Source organism: Nostoc sp. (genome assembly GCF_036919615.1).
Lineage (GTDB): Bacteria > Cyanobacteriota > Cyanobacteriia > Cyanobacteriales > Nostocaceae > Nostoc.
Map to the genome: position 1 here is coordinate 43,841 of NZ_JBALCN010000042.1, position 17,308 is coordinate 61,148.

General features: G+C 41.4%; 14 protein-coding genes. 9 read left to right on the top strand and 5 right to left on the bottom strand.

Features of this window, described 5'->3' with window-relative positions; all coding sequences use genetic code 11:
• Positions 1-188: 188 nt before the first annotated feature.
• Positions 189-545 (bottom strand): hypothetical protein, encoded by a 357-nt coding sequence (locus V7K48_RS13895; RefSeq protein ID WP_335073317.1) that lies wholly within the window; start codon positions 543-545, stop codon positions 189-191.
• A 1,391-nt stretch (positions 546-1,936) separates the two neighbouring features.
• Between V7K48_RS13895 and V7K48_RS13900 the strand changes: the two genes are divergently transcribed.
• The 3 genes from V7K48_RS13900 to V7K48_RS13910 all read left to right on the top strand — a co-directional run bounded on the left by V7K48_RS13900 (position 1,937) and on the right by V7K48_RS13910 (position 3,324).
• Positions 1,937-2,071 (top strand): hypothetical protein, encoded by a 135-nt coding sequence (locus V7K48_RS13900; RefSeq protein WP_335073319.1) that lies wholly within the window; start codon positions 1,937-1,939, stop codon positions 2,069-2,071.
• Positions 2,072-2,398: 327 nt separating this feature from the next.
• Positions 2,399-2,866: an SsrA-binding protein SmpB gene (gene smpB, locus V7K48_RS13905; RefSeq protein ID WP_334976830.1), complete on the top strand. Its 468-nt coding sequence runs from the start codon at positions 2,399-2,401 to the stop codon at positions 2,864-2,866.
• Positions 2,867-3,045: 179 nt separating this feature from the next.
• Entirely contained in the window at positions 3,046-3,324 is a 279-nt protein-coding gene (locus tag V7K48_RS13910; protein WP_335073320.1) for a WGxxGxxG family protein, read from the top strand.
• 70 nt (positions 3,325-3,394) lie between these two features.
• Here V7K48_RS13910 and V7K48_RS13915 read toward each other — a convergent pair whose 3' ends face one another.
• Both V7K48_RS13915 and V7K48_RS13920 read right to left on the bottom strand, forming a co-directional pair.
• On the bottom strand, positions 3,395-4,813 hold the full coding sequence (locus V7K48_RS13915; protein ID WP_335073322.1) for an IctB family putative bicarbonate transporter: 1,419 nt from the start codon (positions 4,811-4,813) through the stop codon (positions 3,395-3,397).
• A 283-nt stretch (positions 4,814-5,096) separates the two neighbouring features.
• Positions 5,097-6,650: a GAF domain-containing sensor histidine kinase gene (locus V7K48_RS13920; protein WP_335073324.1), complete on the bottom strand. Its 1,554-nt coding sequence runs from the start codon at positions 6,648-6,650 to the stop codon at positions 5,097-5,099.
• A 553-nt stretch (positions 6,651-7,203) separates the two neighbouring features.
• Between V7K48_RS13920 and V7K48_RS13925 the strand changes: the two genes are divergently transcribed.
• The 5 genes from V7K48_RS13925 (at position 7,204) to V7K48_RS13945 (ending at position 14,375) form a co-directional block, all read left to right on the top strand.
• On the top strand, positions 7,204-8,397 hold the full coding sequence (locus V7K48_RS13925; RefSeq protein ID WP_335073326.1) for a DegT/DnrJ/EryC1/StrS family aminotransferase: 1,194 nt from the start codon (positions 7,204-7,206) through the stop codon (positions 8,395-8,397).
• A gap of 63 nt (positions 8,398-8,460) precedes the next feature.
• The gene (gene crtB / locus V7K48_RS13930; protein ID WP_335073328.1) at positions 8,461-9,354 is read left to right on the top strand and encodes a cyanoexosortase B; all 894 of its coding nucleotides are present in this window, start codon (positions 8,461-8,463) and stop codon (positions 9,352-9,354) included.
• 179 nt (positions 9,355-9,533) lie between these two features.
• On the top strand, positions 9,534-10,253 hold the full coding sequence (locus V7K48_RS13935; RefSeq protein WP_335073330.1) for a cyanoexosortase B system-associated protein: 720 nt from the start codon (positions 9,534-9,536) through the stop codon (positions 10,251-10,253).
• A gap of 231 nt (positions 10,254-10,484) precedes the next feature.
• A complete protein-coding gene (locus V7K48_RS13940; RefSeq protein WP_335073332.1) occupies positions 10,485-11,843 on the top strand; it encodes a polysaccharide biosynthesis/export family protein in 1,359 nt (452 codons plus the stop codon).
• A gap of 357 nt (positions 11,844-12,200) precedes the next feature.
• Positions 12,201-14,375: a GumC family protein gene (locus V7K48_RS13945; protein WP_335073334.1), complete on the top strand. Its 2,175-nt coding sequence runs from the start codon at positions 12,201-12,203 to the stop codon at positions 14,373-14,375.
• An 86-nt stretch (positions 14,376-14,461) separates the two neighbouring features.
• Here V7K48_RS13945 and V7K48_RS13950 read toward each other — a convergent pair whose 3' ends face one another.
• Both V7K48_RS13950 and V7K48_RS13955 read right to left on the bottom strand, forming a co-directional pair.
• On the bottom strand, positions 14,462-15,133 hold the full coding sequence (locus V7K48_RS13950; protein ID WP_335073336.1) for a rhomboid family intramembrane serine protease: 672 nt from the start codon (positions 15,131-15,133) through the stop codon (positions 14,462-14,464).
• Between the two features lie 126 nt (positions 15,134-15,259).
• Entirely contained in the window at positions 15,260-15,979 is a 720-nt protein-coding gene (locus tag V7K48_RS13955; RefSeq protein ID WP_334976839.1) for a rhomboid family intramembrane serine protease, read from the bottom strand.
• A gap of 375 nt (positions 15,980-16,354) precedes the next feature.
• On the opposite strand from V7K48_RS13955, the gene V7K48_RS13960 reads away from it, so the two are divergent.
• Positions 16,355-16,975 (top strand): tetratricopeptide repeat protein, encoded by a 621-nt coding sequence (locus V7K48_RS13960; protein ID WP_335073338.1) that lies wholly within the window; start codon positions 16,355-16,357, stop codon positions 16,973-16,975.
• Positions 16,976-17,308 lie beyond the last annotated feature (333 nt).

Here is a 17,308-nt window from a genome sequence, read left to right on the forward strand (position 1 = left end):
TTCATCAGTGAACACAGGCAAGAATAGTGTTCTTATGTTTCATACTATGACAGGATTACCAGCTAATGAATGCCTTCAGAGTTAATTTATGAAGATAATCTTAAATCCTTAGGAAGGTTAAAGAAGTGTAACTCACCTTTAACTCCCTCTGCTTGGGAGGCACAGAGAGCTTTGTAATTTGTAACAACTCATAAATAAGTAGAGTAAATGCTCACTCTAATGTAAATTATTATTAAGTTAATTATACCAGGAGGCAAATTTATAGTCGTATTATTTATTATTAATTCTTCAGTGTTCCCTGATGTACCTACCACATAACGCATCTCTATATCCACAGGAATGCTGTTATAGCTATATCGATAGCGCCTACCAGCAATCACAGCATCATATTTTCTTGATTTTTGTACCAGTTTATCAATTAATAATTGACTTTCTAAGATTTTACCGTCTATTAATAAGACATTGGCTGGAAATACAAACTTGCTAACTTGATGACTAGCAGCATTAGTATCAAATATTAACTTTTCTAAAATAAAAAAAATCAATACAAGTTACAGCTAGCAATGATATTCGGATATTTACCAAAAATTTCATTTCTTTTTTTCATTGAGTAAGTTTAATCATGTTGGTTTCTTTTCTATTAGTATCCAATGACAGACAAACCCGAAAGTTAAAATTGAAATTGTAGAAAATATTTGACTTCCAGATTCCCCATACCAGTATTCAAATCCTTGATGATTGAGTCTGCCACTAGTAATGTCATCAATCCTAATCGGAAAATGTTAATAATAAATGCTAGAGATACAGCCACAAAATAGTAATTACTCCAGCCATACTACCGTTCCCTGTCAGTAGCATGGTCAATCCAACGCCAAGACCAACTAATTTATTTCTCATGATGATATATGTATGTAGATAATTACAGCAATATGAAAACACATTGAATTTCATTGTTAGTAGACCGAAAAGTTCTGCGATCGCTAAGTATAGCTACACCTATGCTAAAAAATATTATTTACGATATCGTTTTTTGGAGACTGCACAAAAGCTAATTACCTGGGATTAGTTATAAAATTAGCTTATGAATGAATCACTCAAAATTAATCCTAACCAGCCTTAGTTAAGATAAACTTGACAGACGATTCCATAGTTGCAGTCTATGGTTTAACGTAAAAATTCAAGCATCTGTTTGAGGGTAAAGAGATGGGAGAAAACTTATCTTAAACTTCTTTTTAAATGGCTAAAATAATGTTAACTTTTCAATAAGCGATTGTAAAGAGCATAGAGGTATTTTTGTAAGTTTACTCGATTAAACCTGGGTAAAAAGGGGTTGCATTTGGGACAATTATCTTGGTTTATTGCTCTTTAATAACTCTGGAAAAAGAACAATCGAGGCGACTGGAAGTTGCAGCTATACAGGCTTAGTCCACAGAGACCAACTAATGTGAAAATAGGGTTTAAAATTTTATTTGATGATAATAATAAAAGAGGGTTAACAACTTTCAAATAAAAAAATACTCAACTAAGTAGCTGGACAAAAATATTTACAGTCATTGCATACTCCTTTGAAGAACCCGTTGGGTATGAAGTGCTAGCCGAGCGTCTAGATAAAGTTGCAATCCTAAACCGCAAGCTAATTGCTTATCTACGAGACGCTTTGCGTAGCTTGCTTCATCGTAGGAGTACGTGACACTTGCAATGACATTGTGTAATTAATTTTTTACGACTACTTACTTATTATGGGGTGAGCGACACGAGTGCTCGTAGCCAAAGGTGGGCAAGATCCCTACCTTACAAGATTGGATAATTTATACTTGTTTCTGCAAGCTCGAACTGTCCTCAGCAAGAACTGCCTTCTCTTGGAAATAGAGGAATCTATCCCATTAATACTAGAATGTGGTAATCTACTTCCCATCGGAGTTGAGTGTATCACTTGATGGCTGGAGGTTTTGTTCGCGAAGTTTTCCGCAGGAAAGGATTGAGCTACCGAGAATGGAAGTTGTTTGAGGATATGTTTTCCAAGCAGCCAGAAAAGCGCGGCAAAGGAATGTCTCATGCACCATATCGTTAAGACATTGCAGCAGCGATGCCTACGGCTGGCTGCGCCTACGCTATGATATTGCTAAATTAACTAAGGAAATCAATATCAAGGACAGCTAGTTGCAATCAGTAATAGTATCTATTGCTACTTCTTTCTCGGATATTCAAAACCATTAGGCACGCTTATTCTTGGCCCCAGGTAACTTAGAATTTGCCAGAAAAGTCTTAATTACGAACTTAGAAAAGCTAAATTAGTGATATACAGTTCAGCATTTATAGCGGTTCTAAGATACACCCTATAATTCATAAGGCAATCCAAATAATTTTTTAGGTACATTTAAAGCACACAAAATTATCAATGAGCGACAAGAACGAAGGTTACAAAGTTATTAGCGACAACCGTCAAGCCCGTTATTTATATGAAATTCTGGAAACTTACGAAGTTGGAATTGAGTTGACAGGAACCGAGGTAAAGTCGATTCGTGCGGGTAAAGTCAATCTCCAAGATGGTTATGCTTTGCTTCGCAATGGTGAAGCATGGTTGATCAATGTGCATATCTCGCCTTACAACGCTAGTGGACAATATTTCAATCATGAACCACGGCGTACACGCAAGCTGCTGTTGCATCGCCAAGAACTCCGCAAGCTAATTGGCAAAGTAGAGCAGCAGGGTTTAACTTTAATCCCTTTGAAAATGTATCTCAAACGAGGCTGGGTAAAAGTGAGTATAGCCCTTGGCAAAGGTAAAAAGCTCCACGATAAGCGAGAAGATCTGAAACGACGCCAAGACCAACGTGACATTCAACGGGCAATGAAAAACTATTAAGGGTCGGTGTCGCCAAACTACCACACCAGAGTGAGAAATAGATTGCTGTCAAAGCATGTTGTATATCCACAGCGTGAGTTATGAAAATGCCTAGTTTATAGCCGCAGATTGATTTTGTTAAGGTTGAGACTCGATACACTGGTGAGTAACTTCGGATGGCATCAGGAATTTTCAGATTTATGAAAGGTAATTTCATTACATTTGTTGGGGCTGGCGTTCTTAGCTTGAGTATGGGAATTTTACCCTTAACTCTATCTGCACAAGCTCAGACAACTAATGACTCCGGGGCCACTACTGCTCCAACAACGACCACTAATGAGCGCAACGATTTTAATTGGGGTTGGCTAGGATTGATTGGTTTATTTGGTCTAGCTGGGTTGGCTGGCAAAAAGCGCGATCCTCAACCGACTGCTTATCGCGACCCTAATGCCCCAAGTGCCACTAACTACAGAGATTAGACAATTAGACAATTCAAAATTTAAAAGTTGTCAGTTGTTCAGTAAGACAACAACTGACAACTTATTGATGTTAGTTTACTGCTGGTTCTGAGTTAGATGAATTTGTCTGGTTTTGAGCTAAAGGTGTCCAGTAACTGGCAATTAAGGCAACAATCAGCCACCAGAGGGTATTGACTTCAGGACGATACCAGACAGTATCTACGGTGCCGTGAGCTAGCATACCCAACAAAATAGCGATCGCCCCAATTAACCAAAATCCCTCTCCACTTCTGAATTGTCGCAATCGTCGCACTTGTAGAAATGCCGTATTAAATGTGACAATTATTAGCCATAGAAAGCAGGCTAAACCAACAAAGCCAGTTTCTACAGTCACCTCAAACAAAATCGAATAGGCACTCAAAGCGGTGTAACGAGGGTGTTGGTAGAGGGGATAAACTTTATTAAAAGAGTTGTGACCGGGGCCAATGCCGAAAATCGGGCGATCCCGAATCATCTGAAAGACAGCATCCCACACATTTCGGCGAAAATTATTACTGCTATCTTTGCGGTCAGCAAAAATACTGAACACCCGTACCCGGACTGGCTCTACAAATATCATCGCTAGCACTAATACTCCGATCAAACCTCCCAAGACAATCGGTAGTGACCAAGTACGCCAAAAACGAGGCATTTCCACACTTTTCCAATAAACTAGCAATGCCATTACAGCCAAAACTGCCACCACAAGTCCAATCCAACCACCACGACTAAAAGTCAGGATCAGGCAGGCAGTATTGACAATCAACATTGTTAATGCTAGGGCTTTTTTGGGCCAGCTTTGCCATGCAAAAATTGCCACTAAGCTAAAAATTACTGCTGGTAGGAGGTATCCAGCCAATAAGTTGGGATTGCCTAAATAACTGTAGACTCTTGTAGTTTTAGACAGAGGAGATTCAGGATCAACCCAAGTTGCCAGTGCTGTGGCTCCAAAAAACCATTGCTGCAATCCATATATACTGACAATTAACGATACGTGCAGGTAAAGGATGATAATCCAAGACCGGAGGCGAGGTGACCTCAGTACCCTGGCACAAAGGGCAAATAGTAGCAAATATAAGGTCAACGTTCCCAAGTCGTTAAGTGCCGCCTTTTTTACTGGTGATAATGCTGTTGCGATTGCGGCAATTCCCCAGTAAAAGAATACCAGCAGGTGAATGGGAGTGACTGACGAGACATTTGCTGGTGTTACTTCATCAGATAAAGTCAACAACAGCCAAAATCCGACACATGCCATCAGCAACAAGCCCACCAATGTACTTGAAGCAAAAGGTGCAAGCGCATATACTAAGCTGAGTAAAGCAGCTGCTTTCGCATCTCCCCACTGGAGTAAGACGCTTGTTTGCCGCCAAGAACTTAACAGCCCGACCAGAGAACGATGTACGTAACTGGTAGCAAGATATTCTTTGAGCGGTAAAGATGATAAAGTAAATCGTTGCCAGACTAAATTCATAAAAAACATTGCGATCAATTAGCCTGCCGACGCAGAACTTGGAATTGATCATAATGCCTATGGCTATAAAAAGGTAATAACAGAAATTGCACATTGCGTGATAGTACTCTTATTCCTAGCCATCAGCCACTAATTTAATCCAAAACCACTTCAGCCAATACTAAGTTAAGATAGCTCTTCATGTACTTAGTACACAACAAATAGATGAAAATACCTCTTTCCCAATCCCTACTCCCTAGTTCCAATACACTATCACCTGTCACCTGTCCCCTATAGATTGTGATCAGACATCGCTAATTACTTGTGAGGGAGTCGCCAGTTGCAGTGGCAAAGAAAGCACATAACGATATCCTGATTCTGGTGAACCTTGAATCAGAATTTGTCCACTATGCAACTCTGCCAGTTGACAACTTAGCAATAGACCCAAGCTTTCACGAGAAAGACTTCCATGTGATTTGGCTAAATTTATACCTGAACTAGCAGCAAAGAATTTTGAGTGGGAATCACTCAAGTTTTTTGAATTGTCTACTGCTACTGATGAAGTATCGGGCTGCTGCTGGCTTTCTGCACGAGTAGTGTAAGTTGCTACTTCACCTGTAAGTTCTAGCAGCGACAAAGAATTGAGACGAAAGTAGGGATCAACTTCAGTTATGCCGTCCCCAAGCCAAGGATGGGAAACCCATATAGTAATGTTGAGCGTATCTTCCTTGTAAGAGACATGAATGCGAACAACACTACCTGTAGCCGAAAGTTGAATTACACTAAAAACTAGGTGATAGAGGATTTGCCGCACCTTGTCTTTATCTAAAGGCAAAATGCGATTGCGTCCCGGTTCTATAGAAAGGCGAATATCTTGCTCGCGGCGATTAGCCACTTCTTCTAAGGTATTGATAGCTTGTTGGCATAGCATTTCGATATCCACAGGAGCTATATTCAGCACAGTAGAGTTTTCATCCATAGTTCCTAGTTCGGTAATTTCGTTTACTAGGGAAAGTAAATACCGACCACTGTGTTGGATAATTTCCAAATATTCTCTCTGCTTAGTTGTCAAAGGCCCATAAATCTCACGTCCTAAAACACTTGCCATACCGAGTACAGATGTTAAGGGCGTGCGTAACTCCTGAGTTAGCTGACCCAAAAGTTCCAGTTTCAGTTGCTTGGTAGAAATAGAGTCACTATCTTTAGTGGCTGGGGTAATTTTAATCTCAGCATTACGTTCGTCATTGAGTGAAAATATCGGAGCGCTCTTGGAAGTCCTTGAGTCGATTTTCCCTTGCAGGAGTCGGTTACGTTCAAATTCACTCATGCTCCAACGAGCTATGATTTGTAAAAACTCAATGTCTCGGGGTGTAAAATTGCGCGGCACTAAATCCATCACCGCCAATGCACCCAAACAATGTCCCTCAGCATCAATCAATGGCGCTCCTAAATAAGCACGAATACCATAATCCTGCACCAACTTGCTGCTAGCAAGGACTGGATCTGTAAGTTTATGTGTATCATGAATTTCAAATATTTGAGAACTTTCTACTACCTGAGTGCAAAAGGATTCCTGGCGTGACAGTTGGCGGCTTTGTGCCAAATGATTCATTAGTCCCAGCCTAGATAAGCCCACTGCCGACTTGAACCAGTGACGTTCTTGATCCACAAATCCCAATATGGAAATTGGTGCTTCCAAAAAGTGGGCAGCAGTCTGTGTGGCTTCTTCAAAAACCGGAATCGTTTCTGGTTGCCGCAAACCTAAATCTGACAAAGCTTTGAGGCGTTGTTGTTCTCTCGTTTCAGGAGAATCCCAACCATCCTTTAGGGCAAATAATTTGTTTTCAGGCTCTACCATTGCCACTGCTACCTTAATATTTTCTCAATCCTGTAATTGATACAAGTCCTAATTCTAGGTTATCAATTGCTATTTTTAAGCATTCCCTAATTTTGCCTCTGACAAACAAATTTGCGGCAAAAATTTTTTACTCCTTCCATTAAGTCGGCAACGCGGTCTTTACTAGTTACTATTTACTGGTGCTGAATGTTCTCTGTTTAGCACTAATGCAGTCTCTATTGCTTAAGATTTTGCAATCAGACTGCGTTAGATTTGGATTCAGTCAGGGTAACCTAATGCTAAGGATACAATACCAAAGGTCTGTCATTCTTTATCTACAGAAGGGGAAATTCCTTTGGCAATATTCAACGTAAATTTACTTATAATAATTATAATTATGTAATTTTTATAGCCATTTTTACTTATAACAGCTAGCATCGATGGCTGACAATCCTAGATAGTTTATATAACTCTCCATCCGATAGATTGAATCTATTACAATTTCACGCTGAAAATTGTGCAGGCTTTTCTATTTTTTGGATACGAATAAATCTCTTTTTAAGGACAACTGGTAATGAATAAAATGACTATTAGAGTTCCTTTTTTAGACCTAAAGTTACAACATGAACCAATTCAAACGCAATTGCAAGATGCAATCCAATCTGTATTGGAACGGGGAGATTTTATTTTAGGGCAAGCACTCTCAGATTTTGAAGCAGCATTTGCAGCAGTGTCTGGGGCAGAGTATGGAGTTGGTGTGGCATCAGGAACAGATGCGATCGCTCTCGGATTGCAAGCGTGTAATATTGGTGCTGGCGATGAAGTGATTTTACCAGCAAACACTTTTGTAGCGACATTGATTGGGGTGCTACGCGCTGGCGCCAAGCCTATTCTGGTAGATTGCGATCGCCAAACAGCTTTAATTGACTTAACAGAAGCAGCAAAGGCAATTACGCCTGATACCAAAGCAATTATCCCTGTGCATCTCTATGGTCAGATGGTATCACCACGTGAACTATTGAACTTTGCCGATACCTACAAACTACTAATTTTTGAAGATGCAGCACAAGCACACCTCGCCGAAAGAGACGGATATCACGCTGGTTCAGTAGGAATAGCAGCAGCTTTTAGTTTCTATCCCAGCAAAAATTTGGGAGCATTTGGCGATGGAGGAATGCTGCTGACCCGAGATTTAGATGTAGCCCAGAAGATGATGCGCTTGCGAAATTATGGTGCATCGCAAAAGTATTTTCATACTGAACCAGGTACGAATAGCCGCCTGGATACTTTACAAGCAGCAATTTTGCACCAGAAACTACCATATTTGCCACAGTGGAATCGCGATCGCCTGACTATTGCCCAGCAGTATGATAAGGAACTAGCACCCTTAGCAACTGCTGGCATTATCCCTATGGAAAATCAAAGTGGTAAAGGACATGTGTATCATCTTTATGTGATTAAAGTAGATGATTCTTGCCTAATAAAACGCCAGCAACTTGAAGAAAAACTCACAGCAGTAGGAATTCAAACTGGCATTCACTATCCAATTCCTTGTCATCTCCAGCCAGCATTCACCAACTTAGGCTATCAGCCTGGAGATTTTCCTTCTTCAGAGAAGTTGTCAAAGCAAATATTATCATTACCGATGTATCCTGGTTTGAGCAGTAGCCAAATCAAAGAAGTTGTAGCAGCGATCGCTAATGCAGTCTCAATGAGTTATGAGGCAGATAACTTATCTCCTGCTGAACTTGAGGGCGTGGTAGCTTGAAGTTAATTCAATGGCAAAAAATCTAACCAGCGACTACTGACAGTTTTTGAATTACTTAAAATCATGGCACTCCGGCAACAGGTTAAAAATATAAACGCATCAGGCTTATTAAATCTAGTTATTTTAGGCGTTTTGCTGCTGCTTTATGCTCCTATATTGCTACACTGGGTAGATGGTTGGCTGCACAAAAATATCAGTACAGAACACGAATATTTCAGCCACGGGATTATTGGTTTACCATTTGCGGCTTATCTGGGCTGGATGAACCGGAAAAGGTGGACACGTTTACCAGATACGATCCATCCTTTAGGCGCTGTTTTCTTGTTATTAGGGGCAGTGTTTTATCTTAGCGGTGTTACAGAGTGGGTTAACCTTTCCTTGCCCGTTATCCTTGCAGGATTATGCTTGTGGTTTAAGGGAATACCAGGTTTGCGATTGCAAGGATTCCCCCTGCTACTAGTATTTTTGGCAACCCCAACAGCAGTACCCTATCTCATTGCTCCCTATACCTTGCCTCTCCAAAGCTTCATCGCTGGCACCGCAGGCTTCATACTGAATCAATTTGGTATGGAAGTAACTGTCTCTGAGACAAATCTCTACGTGGGAGGACGGATTGTGGAAGTTGCCCCTTATTGTGCGGGGCTGAAAATGCTGTTCACGACTATCTACGTAGGCTTGATGCTGCTTTATTGGACAGACGCTTTGTCTTCACGCCGCACAACTATATCGTTTTTATGTGTTGCTGCGATTGTTAGTACTACTGCCAATATTATTCGTAATACTTTACTGACTTTCTTTCACGGCACAGGTCAAGAAGCGGCTTTTAAATGGCTCCATGAGGGTTGGGGTGGTGACCTCTACTCTGCTTGTATGCTGGTGTCATTAGTGCCCTTACTGAATTGGATTAATAGCTATTTCTCTGCATTTCCAGAAACTGAGCAAAAAGGAGAAAGTTAGAACCATTGGGCATTGGGCATGGGTTAATAATCAATAGTTCTTCTTCCCCTGCTGTCCTGCTTCTTCTCTACTCTTAGTCTCTGAACTTTTCGTTGCTGATGCCCAAGTCCTAAATATTACTGAACTCACAGTATGATTTTATAAAGTAAAATTTTGCCTAAGTATTATGAATTTTACTGATGATTTCCTTCTCCAAGTTTTTCAAAGAAAATCAATTGAGTCAGGTAGCAGCACTTTTGCTATTACTACTGCTGTTGGCAATGGGAGGGGTTCCCGGATACTTGACAGGACACTGGCAATGGAAACAGCCGCCACCTGTTACTACCCTCAACGAGTTAAAACAGATCCGCAAGACTGGGTTAGCCCTTGCTGGTTGGCAAACTATTGAACAAGCACAACAGCAAATTGGCGAACATAAATGGTCTTTGCAGGTAATTAAAAAAGAAGGTTCCGAATCCCAGGCAATCCTGCTTTTGCTGCCACAAAATGGGCCTATGGATCAACCAGAGGTAGAGTGGACAGACGTTAACGGCTGGGGAAGGTCACGCTGGGGAAAGTGGGATGTAGCCCAATATCGCTCTGCTGAATTTACTGTGAAACCACCTGCAAAGACATCTAATGTCGAAACTAAAGTAGAAGCTAAGTTCTTTCGCGCCTCCACACCACAGCAAACCTTCGCTGTCTTGCAATGGTACGCTATGCCAGACGGCGGAAATCCATCACCTTTACACTGGTTCTTGGCGGATCAATTGGCACAGTGGCGTAAGCAACGCACTCCTTGGGTGGGTGTGAGCATTCTAATTCCAATGGAACCTTTGGGGCAGGTAGAAACATCTTGGTCTTTAGCGCAGTCTATCGGAGAAACAGTGCAAGCTGTATTGATGGCAGGCCCTTTATAGAGTCTGTTATAGATACCTTTGTGCAGAGATTTATCAACAGTATCTCTATAAATTGTGTTCAGGCTGAAACTCAGCTAAAAGATGTTAACAATATGAAGTTAAAAATTAAATTTAGCAAAATTCTTCTTTTTATCTTGGTAAATACTTGCAGATACAAGAGACATTTAGGACATTCTTAGAGTAAAATAACCACTCGGCGCGACTAATTCCTATATCAGTTTTCCTGCACCGATGTTTATAGATCCCAGTTCTTATATGCGTGCATTCAGCGCCCTGTGTTTTGTCAGTCTTCAAGTAGGAGTTTTCTTAACAACACCTATCCAACTTGTTGTTGCCCAGCCTCTTCCACCGCAACGACAATCACCAGGGCAACCCCCCTCGCCTGTGCCAGGTACTGAGGTTGTACCTCCAGGTGCTAATGATCAAATTTCCCCCCAACTCAGCCGCTACCTCTTGGGGCCAGGAGATACAATTGGCGTTGTGCTTCAGCGTCCGCCTGGCCCATACCGCTTAGGAATAGGAGATGGAATTAGTGTTGCGGTTCAGCGCTTTCCAGATTTAAGCTTTCAAGCTTTAATCAACCCAGAAGGTAACATTGTGGTGCCGTTACTGGGAACAGTCTCCTTACAAGGTTTAACTTTGCAAGAAGCTCAAGAAAAAATTCGCTTGGGTTTAAATCGTTATGTAGTTGATCCAGTAATAGTTTTAGCCTTAGCAACGCAGCGTCAAGACTTAAGTTTTCAAGCTGTAATTAGTCCAGAAGGTAACATCATAGTGCCGCAAGTGGGAACGGTGTCATTACAAGGTTTAACCTTGGAAGAAGCTCAAGAAAAAATTCGCTTGGGTTTGAGTCGCATTTTACCAGATCCAATCGTGATAGTATCCTTGGCAGGGGCGCGACCAGTTCAAGTTACCATTAGTGGGGAAATATTTCGACCAGGAATTTATCCGATTAATTCATCAACACCCCGCGTTGCTGATGCCTTACTAACATCTGGTGGTTCAACGTTGAATGCAGATCTGCGACGAGTGCAAGTACGCCGGAAGTTAATCGATGGTTCTGTGATTTCACAAACTATTGACTTATATGCAGCACTGCAAAATGGCGGTTCAATTCCTAATTTACGCTTACAAGATGGAGATGCGATACTCGTGCCCCGTCGTGAAGTTGGTAATGATGACGGCTATGACCGCAATTTGGTGGCACATTCATCCTTAGCTGTACCACAGATTAGAGTCCGAGTTTTAAACTACGCTGCAGGAGGTATTTCCACTCAAGCTTTGCCTAATGGTAGTACATTTGTAGATGCTTTGGGAGGAGTAAATCTCGATACCGCTAACCTCCGAGATATCGCTCTGGTTCGCTTTGATCCTGAACAAGGTAAAGCTGTTACCCAAAAACTTGATGCTAAAAAAGCTCTAGGCGGTGATGCGTCTCAAAATGTGGCGCTTCAAGATAATGATGTTATTGTTGTTGGTCGGAACCTCATTGGTAAGATTACTAATTTACTGACTACTATTACCCAACCTTTCTTCAACGTCCAATCCTTTCTCCGGTTTTTTGACGACTTCGGCGGTCGCTCAAATTAGTAACTTTAGAACAAGGATGCAAACTGGAAATAGTTGGGAGTGGAGGAAGCCATATCTCCAACTTATCTTTGAATTCATTAATGGAAAAATCTTAAATAAATTAACCGAGATATATAGTAGGAAGTTGATAGCGTTCTTGTATCAAAGCCACTATCTTTAATTTGGTGCTTCCTAATTTTGAATTTTGAATTTTGAGAGAAGTCAGAGCGGAAAATACTGTCTTGGGGTCTCCCCAAGAGGAGCAATTTTCCAAGAGAGCGCCGGCTGACGGCGTTGGTGCAGCCCGCCGCAGGCATCTGAACTTCTCCTATCAAAGACGCTGCGCCAACGGTGATTTTAAATTGGAGTGAAGCGACCATGACCCCACCAATTGTTAAACGTTATCTTATTGCTTTTGATAAGTACAAGTGGATTGGACTAGCTAGTTTTGCTTTAATTGTAGCAGGGTCAACTGTGGTGGCTATGCAACCAGAGCCACCTACTAGCTATATAGCATCTGCCGCACTTACCTATAGTGGCCCACCAGTTTCTTTCTCTGCAACTGGTAATGAAATCCAACAGCAAGGAAAAGAACTGAATGAGGAAGTTTTACTATCAAACCAGATAATTGCAACAGTGGCGGAGAAAGTCGATGTCAAACCGAAAAAGCTCGGTGACAGTGTCGTTCTTTCTCTACCTAAAAAAAATGCTAGGAGTGGAGAATTGGAATCTAGTATCTTAGAATTGAAATATGTAGATAGTGACGCCAAACGAGCTATACAGGTCTTGGCGGAATTGATGCAAGCAATGATCAAGTTGAGCAGTGATATCAATACTGGGCGATTACAAGCAATTATTCAAAAGATTAACGATCGCACACCACAAGTTAAACGGGAATTGCAAGTTGCTGAAAAGAAGCTGGAACAGTACGATCGCGTAGAGCGAACGGCAATATTGGCAGCGGAGAATGGCAGTTTGTTAAGCGCCATTACTGCTAGCCAAAATCTCCAACGGCAAATTCAATTAACTATTTCTGGGGTTGATGGTCAAGTTCGCAGTTTACAAAATAAGTTAGGCTTAACAGTCGGACAGGCTTATATTTCTTCTGCTTTGAGTGCCGATCCAATTATTGGTAACTTGCGAGCACAAATTTATCAAAGTGAGTCGCAAATCGCCGTACTCAGAAAAGATTTGCGACCTGAACACCCAACAATGATTCAGTTGCTGCGTCAGAAACAAGCTGCTGAGGAATTGCTGCAACAACGGGCTGCGGAGGTGTTAGGTGGTGAGGGGACGGCGGCTCCGCTTCGGGGTAGCATTACAGGTATTCGCACCCAAAGTAGCTTAGATCCAGCCCGCCAAGAGTTGGCAAACCAAATGGTGGCGTTGCAAACTCAACGGGAGACACTGCAACAACAACTAACTCAAGAAATCCAACAAGAAGCGCAACTCCGGCGAGAGTATTCTCTGATACCTAATAAGCAATTAGAGCGATCGCGTTTAGAACAGGAGGTTGGACTCAAAAAAACCGTCTATGATCAAATGCAGGTGAAGCTAACCGATGCTAAAACTGCAGAGGCAGAAACTACAAGCAGCCTCAGCATTGCCAGACGTCCCACAGTTGCGCTCAATCTCAAACCTCCCAAGAGTGTGCCTATTACCCTTGCTGTCGGTGGTTTCTTAGGTCTGGTGATTGGTGGTGGGGTAATATTTTTGTTGGGAGCGTTGGAAGGTACTTTCAAAACCAGGGAAGATATCCGCGAGAGCCTCAAGCAACGGGAAGTGGCACTGTTGGGAGAATTGCCTTTAATGCTGGTTAATGATTTGGATCTTGAAGCAGTGCCAGTGTTACTTTCTGCGGATTCTCCTTATTTAGAATTTTATGAGAAATTCCGCAGTAATTTGCGCCGGATTGGTGGCAAAAACTTAAAAGTGGTGTTGATTACTAGCACCAGTAGCCAAGAGGGTAAAACGGCAAGTGCATATAACTTGGGTATAGCTTCAGCCCGTGCTGGTAAAAGAACCTTAATTATCGAAACAGATTTGCGATCGCCTTCTTGTTGTACATCCCTGAAAGTAATTCCTGACCCCGACGCTACTATTGAACCCCTGCGTTATTACGCTAACTTAAGTGAATGTATTCGTTTAGTTCCTGATGTACAAAATTTATACATTCTTCCCAGCCCTGGTCCTGTGCGGCAATCAGCTGCTATTCTAGAATCCAGCGAAATGCGGCGGCTGATCGAAGATGTCCGCGAACGTTTTGATTTAGTTATTTTAGACACTAGTCCCCTCAGCATATCCAATGACCCTTTGTTAATCCAACCCTACAGCGATGGGATCGTACTAGTGGCGCGACCACACTATACACAAGAGAACATGCTAGGTGAGGCTATTGATCAATTGGTTGAATCGGAGCTGGGGTTATTGGGAGCAATTATTAATGGCGCTGATATCATCGTTTCTGTACCTGAACAAGTTGCACAATCATCAACATTTACATCTGAGGTAGAAGAATCTGAAGAAGTTTCAGCGGGTGCCAGCAAAAACTAATAATTTCTCAAATATTGCAAAGGTAGATGGCGGATTGGTAATTGTTTTTCCGATGTTGCAGAGTGAAAATTTGAATTTTGAATTGCTTAGTCGCGTCTAAACAACCCAAATAGGGGAGCAAGAATTACCCCAAAAATAAAACCACCAATGTGCGCCCAGTAAGCAACTCCACCAGTTTGCACAGTCATGTTAGCGGCTGTTTGCAGGCTAGAAAGACCAGATATCACATTTTGCACAATGAAAAGTCCAATTATTACTAATGCTGGAACTCTGATTGTAGTGATGAAAATCCCCAAAAATACTAAGGTCATCACTCTAGCGTGGGGAAAGCGGATAATGTACGCACCCAAAACCCCAGAAATTGCACCACTTGCCCCTAAGGAAGGAATCTCAGAATTCATGCCAATAAACCATTGGCACAAGGCAGCTAGAGCACCACACGCCAAATAAAAAATCAAATATTTGATATGACCCAATCGATCTTCAATATTGTTGCCAAAAATCCAGAGAAACAACATATTTGAGATTAAGTGCCACCAACCGCCGTGTAAAAATTGCGACGTAAATAATGTTGTCCACTCTCCACTCAAATTGGTAGTTAACTCTTGAGGGATTACTGCATACTGATTTAAAAACTGATTCAATTGTGCATGTGACAGGCTCACCTCATGAATAAAAACTAAGATATTCATGCCAATTAACCCGTAGGTAAAATACGGGGTGATTCGCGTTGGATTTTCGTCGTAAAGGGGAAACACAGGTGTTTTTCCTAAATTATTGACTAACTGCAATATACCCTTTAAGGCTGGCAGTTGCGAAGTTTAGGCAATTTCACCTATTAAATCAATTAGTCTGATTAAAAGTCCCAATGATATCCTGAAAAATTATTTATACCAAGATTCTTCCTGTGATTTATCACTAAACAAACCCAGCAGTGGGCCGAGAATAGCCCCAAAGATAAACCCGCCTGCATGGGCCCAGTAGGCAATACCGCCGCTTTCCATACCGATGTTGGTAGGTGTTTCGAGACTAGCAAATCCGTAGAAGGCTTGTTCGAGAAACCAGAATCCCAAAAAGAAATATGCCGGGACACGGAAAGTTGGAAAGAAAAACCCTAAAGGCACTATGCCGAGAACTTCGGCATTGGGAAAACGGAGAATGTACGCTCCCAGAATGCCAGCGATCGCACCGCTTGCCCCCAAAGAAGGAATGCTAGAATCTTGAGCGAAGTACCACTGGGTTAAGGATGCCAAAACACCGCAAGATAAATAGAACAGCAAATATTTGGCATGACCCAACTTATCTTCAACATTGTTGCCAAAAATCCAGAGAAACAACATATTGCCGGCTAAGTGCAAGAAACCACCGTGCAAAAATTGTGAGGTAATCAAAGTTGCCCACTCTGGTACTGGTTGATGTAGAGAAGTACCAGCAAAGCTTAAAGTGAGTTCTCGTGGAACTACAGCCGCAAGGTGTAAAAACCCATTTAATGCTTGCGGGGGAAGATTGGCTTCATAAAGAAAAGCGAGGACGTTGGCAGCAATCAGTCCATAAGTTACATAAGGCGTGATTGTTGTCGGATTATTATCTCTAATGGGAACCACGGGCGTTTCTTCCTGATATTAAGACACCAACTCTACAATACTGAATTATGGAAGTAGTTTCTTCTACCTCGTGGATGGATCTCACTTTCACAATGGAAACTGCACTTCTTGAGTTAAAACAAGAAGAATGACAGCATTATCAAAATTTTGGCAAAATTGCAAGCTAGCGGTATTGATCCAGAAAATCTGTGAAGCAGTAGTCATATGATAAATTTCCACGTAGAAAAGAAAGCGTATGACATGAAACAGTTTTTTAAAGTTAACGCTTCAGTAAATCAGTAACTCCTAATATTTGGAAGATTGAAAAAGGGATTGACGTACTCTCCCGAAAGCTGAAAATATGCTAGTTAATCTTCCATATAGGCTTGGTAACTCATGTTTTTCTCAAATTCTCTAGAAAATCAACTTCAGCGGTGGAACGAAACCATTCGCAATCAGCCGAAAAATCCTAATGCTTACATTCGCCGAGGCATGGTTAACTTTCAGCTAGCCAAAATTGATGAATCTATTCAAGATTTTGATCTGGCAGAGCAATTGGATGCCCGTATCAAACCCTACCTCTGGCAACGGGGCTTATCGTATTATTATGCAGAAAGATTTGCTGAGGGCGCTCAACAATTTGAAATAGATTTGACAGTGAATACTCAAGATGTAGAAGAAACAGTATGGCGATATCTCTGCATAGCTCGTTCATTAGGTGTTGAAGAGGCACGTAATTCTTTACTAACTGTGAAAAATGACCCTCGACGTGTTATGCAGCGCGTATATGATTTGTATGCGGGAGATTGTATACCAGATGATGTTTTAACTGTTGGTCAATCACAAGCAGAGAGTGGCAAATTTTACAGTCATCTTTACTTGGGATTATATTACGAAGCCCAGAATAATCTTGATTTAGCTCAGAATTATATAGTTAAAGCTGCTGACCAGTACAAAATTGATGACTATATGTGGTATCTGGCGCAAGTACACAAAAAATTGCGAGGCTGGATATAGTTGAGTATTAATGTCCTAGAGGATGCATTCTTGAGCTTGGGGTATTATTTATATAAATTACTCACAATTATAGAGAATAAAAACCATTTGGAGTTGCCTTGCTGTTACTTGCCAAAACTCAGCCCCCAATTCTTTATGTACGCACAATCTATGACCATCCTCGTTATGTTGATAGACTCTTTAGAGACTGGTATGACATTACACAACTTCCTAAAGACGGCTTAAAAGTTACAGTTAATTTTACAGCAATTTGATATCAAAACTGCCACAAAAGTCATAAACTTAAAAGATGTAAAAAAGAAGATTATTAAGAAATGGCAGCATATTCAATCG

Excerpts from the sequence above, each read along its gene's own strand:
- V7K48_RS13960 (WP_335073338.1), top strand. The coding sequence starts at position 16,355 with ATGTTTTTCTCAAATTCTCTAGAAAATCAACTTCAGCGGTGGAACGAA.
- V7K48_RS13945 (WP_335073334.1), top strand. The coding sequence starts at position 12,201 with ATGACCCCACCAATTGTTAAACGTTATCTTATTGCTTTTGATAAGTAC.
- V7K48_RS13915 (WP_335073322.1), bottom strand. The coding sequence starts at position 4,813 with ATGAATTTAGTCTGGCAACGATTTACTTTATCATCTTTACCGCTCAAA.
- V7K48_RS13910 (WP_335073320.1), top strand. The coding sequence starts at position 3,046 with ATGAAAGGTAATTTCATTACATTTGTTGGGGCTGGCGTTCTTAGCTTG.
- V7K48_RS13935 (WP_335073330.1), top strand. The coding sequence starts at position 9,534 with ATGATTTCCTTCTCCAAGTTTTTCAAAGAAAATCAATTGAGTCAGGTA.
- crtB (WP_335073328.1), top strand. The coding sequence starts at position 8,461 with ATGGCACTCCGGCAACAGGTTAAAAATATAAACGCATCAGGCTTATTA.
- V7K48_RS13900 (WP_335073319.1), top strand. The coding sequence starts at position 1,937 with ATGGCTGGAGGTTTTGTTCGCGAAGTTTTCCGCAGGAAAGGATTGAGC.
- V7K48_RS13940 (WP_335073332.1), top strand. The coding sequence starts at position 10,485 with ATGTTTATAGATCCCAGTTCTTATATGCGTGCATTCAGCGCCCTGTGT.
- V7K48_RS13925 (WP_335073326.1), top strand. The coding sequence starts at position 7,204 with ATGAATAAAATGACTATTAGAGTTCCTTTTTTAGACCTAAAGTTACAA.
- smpB (WP_334976830.1), top strand. The coding sequence starts at position 2,399 with ATGAGCGACAAGAACGAAGGTTACAAAGTTATTAGCGACAACCGTCAA.
- V7K48_RS13920 (WP_335073324.1), bottom strand. The coding sequence starts at position 6,650 with ATGGTAGAGCCTGAAAACAAATTATTTGCCCTAAAGGATGGTTGGGAT.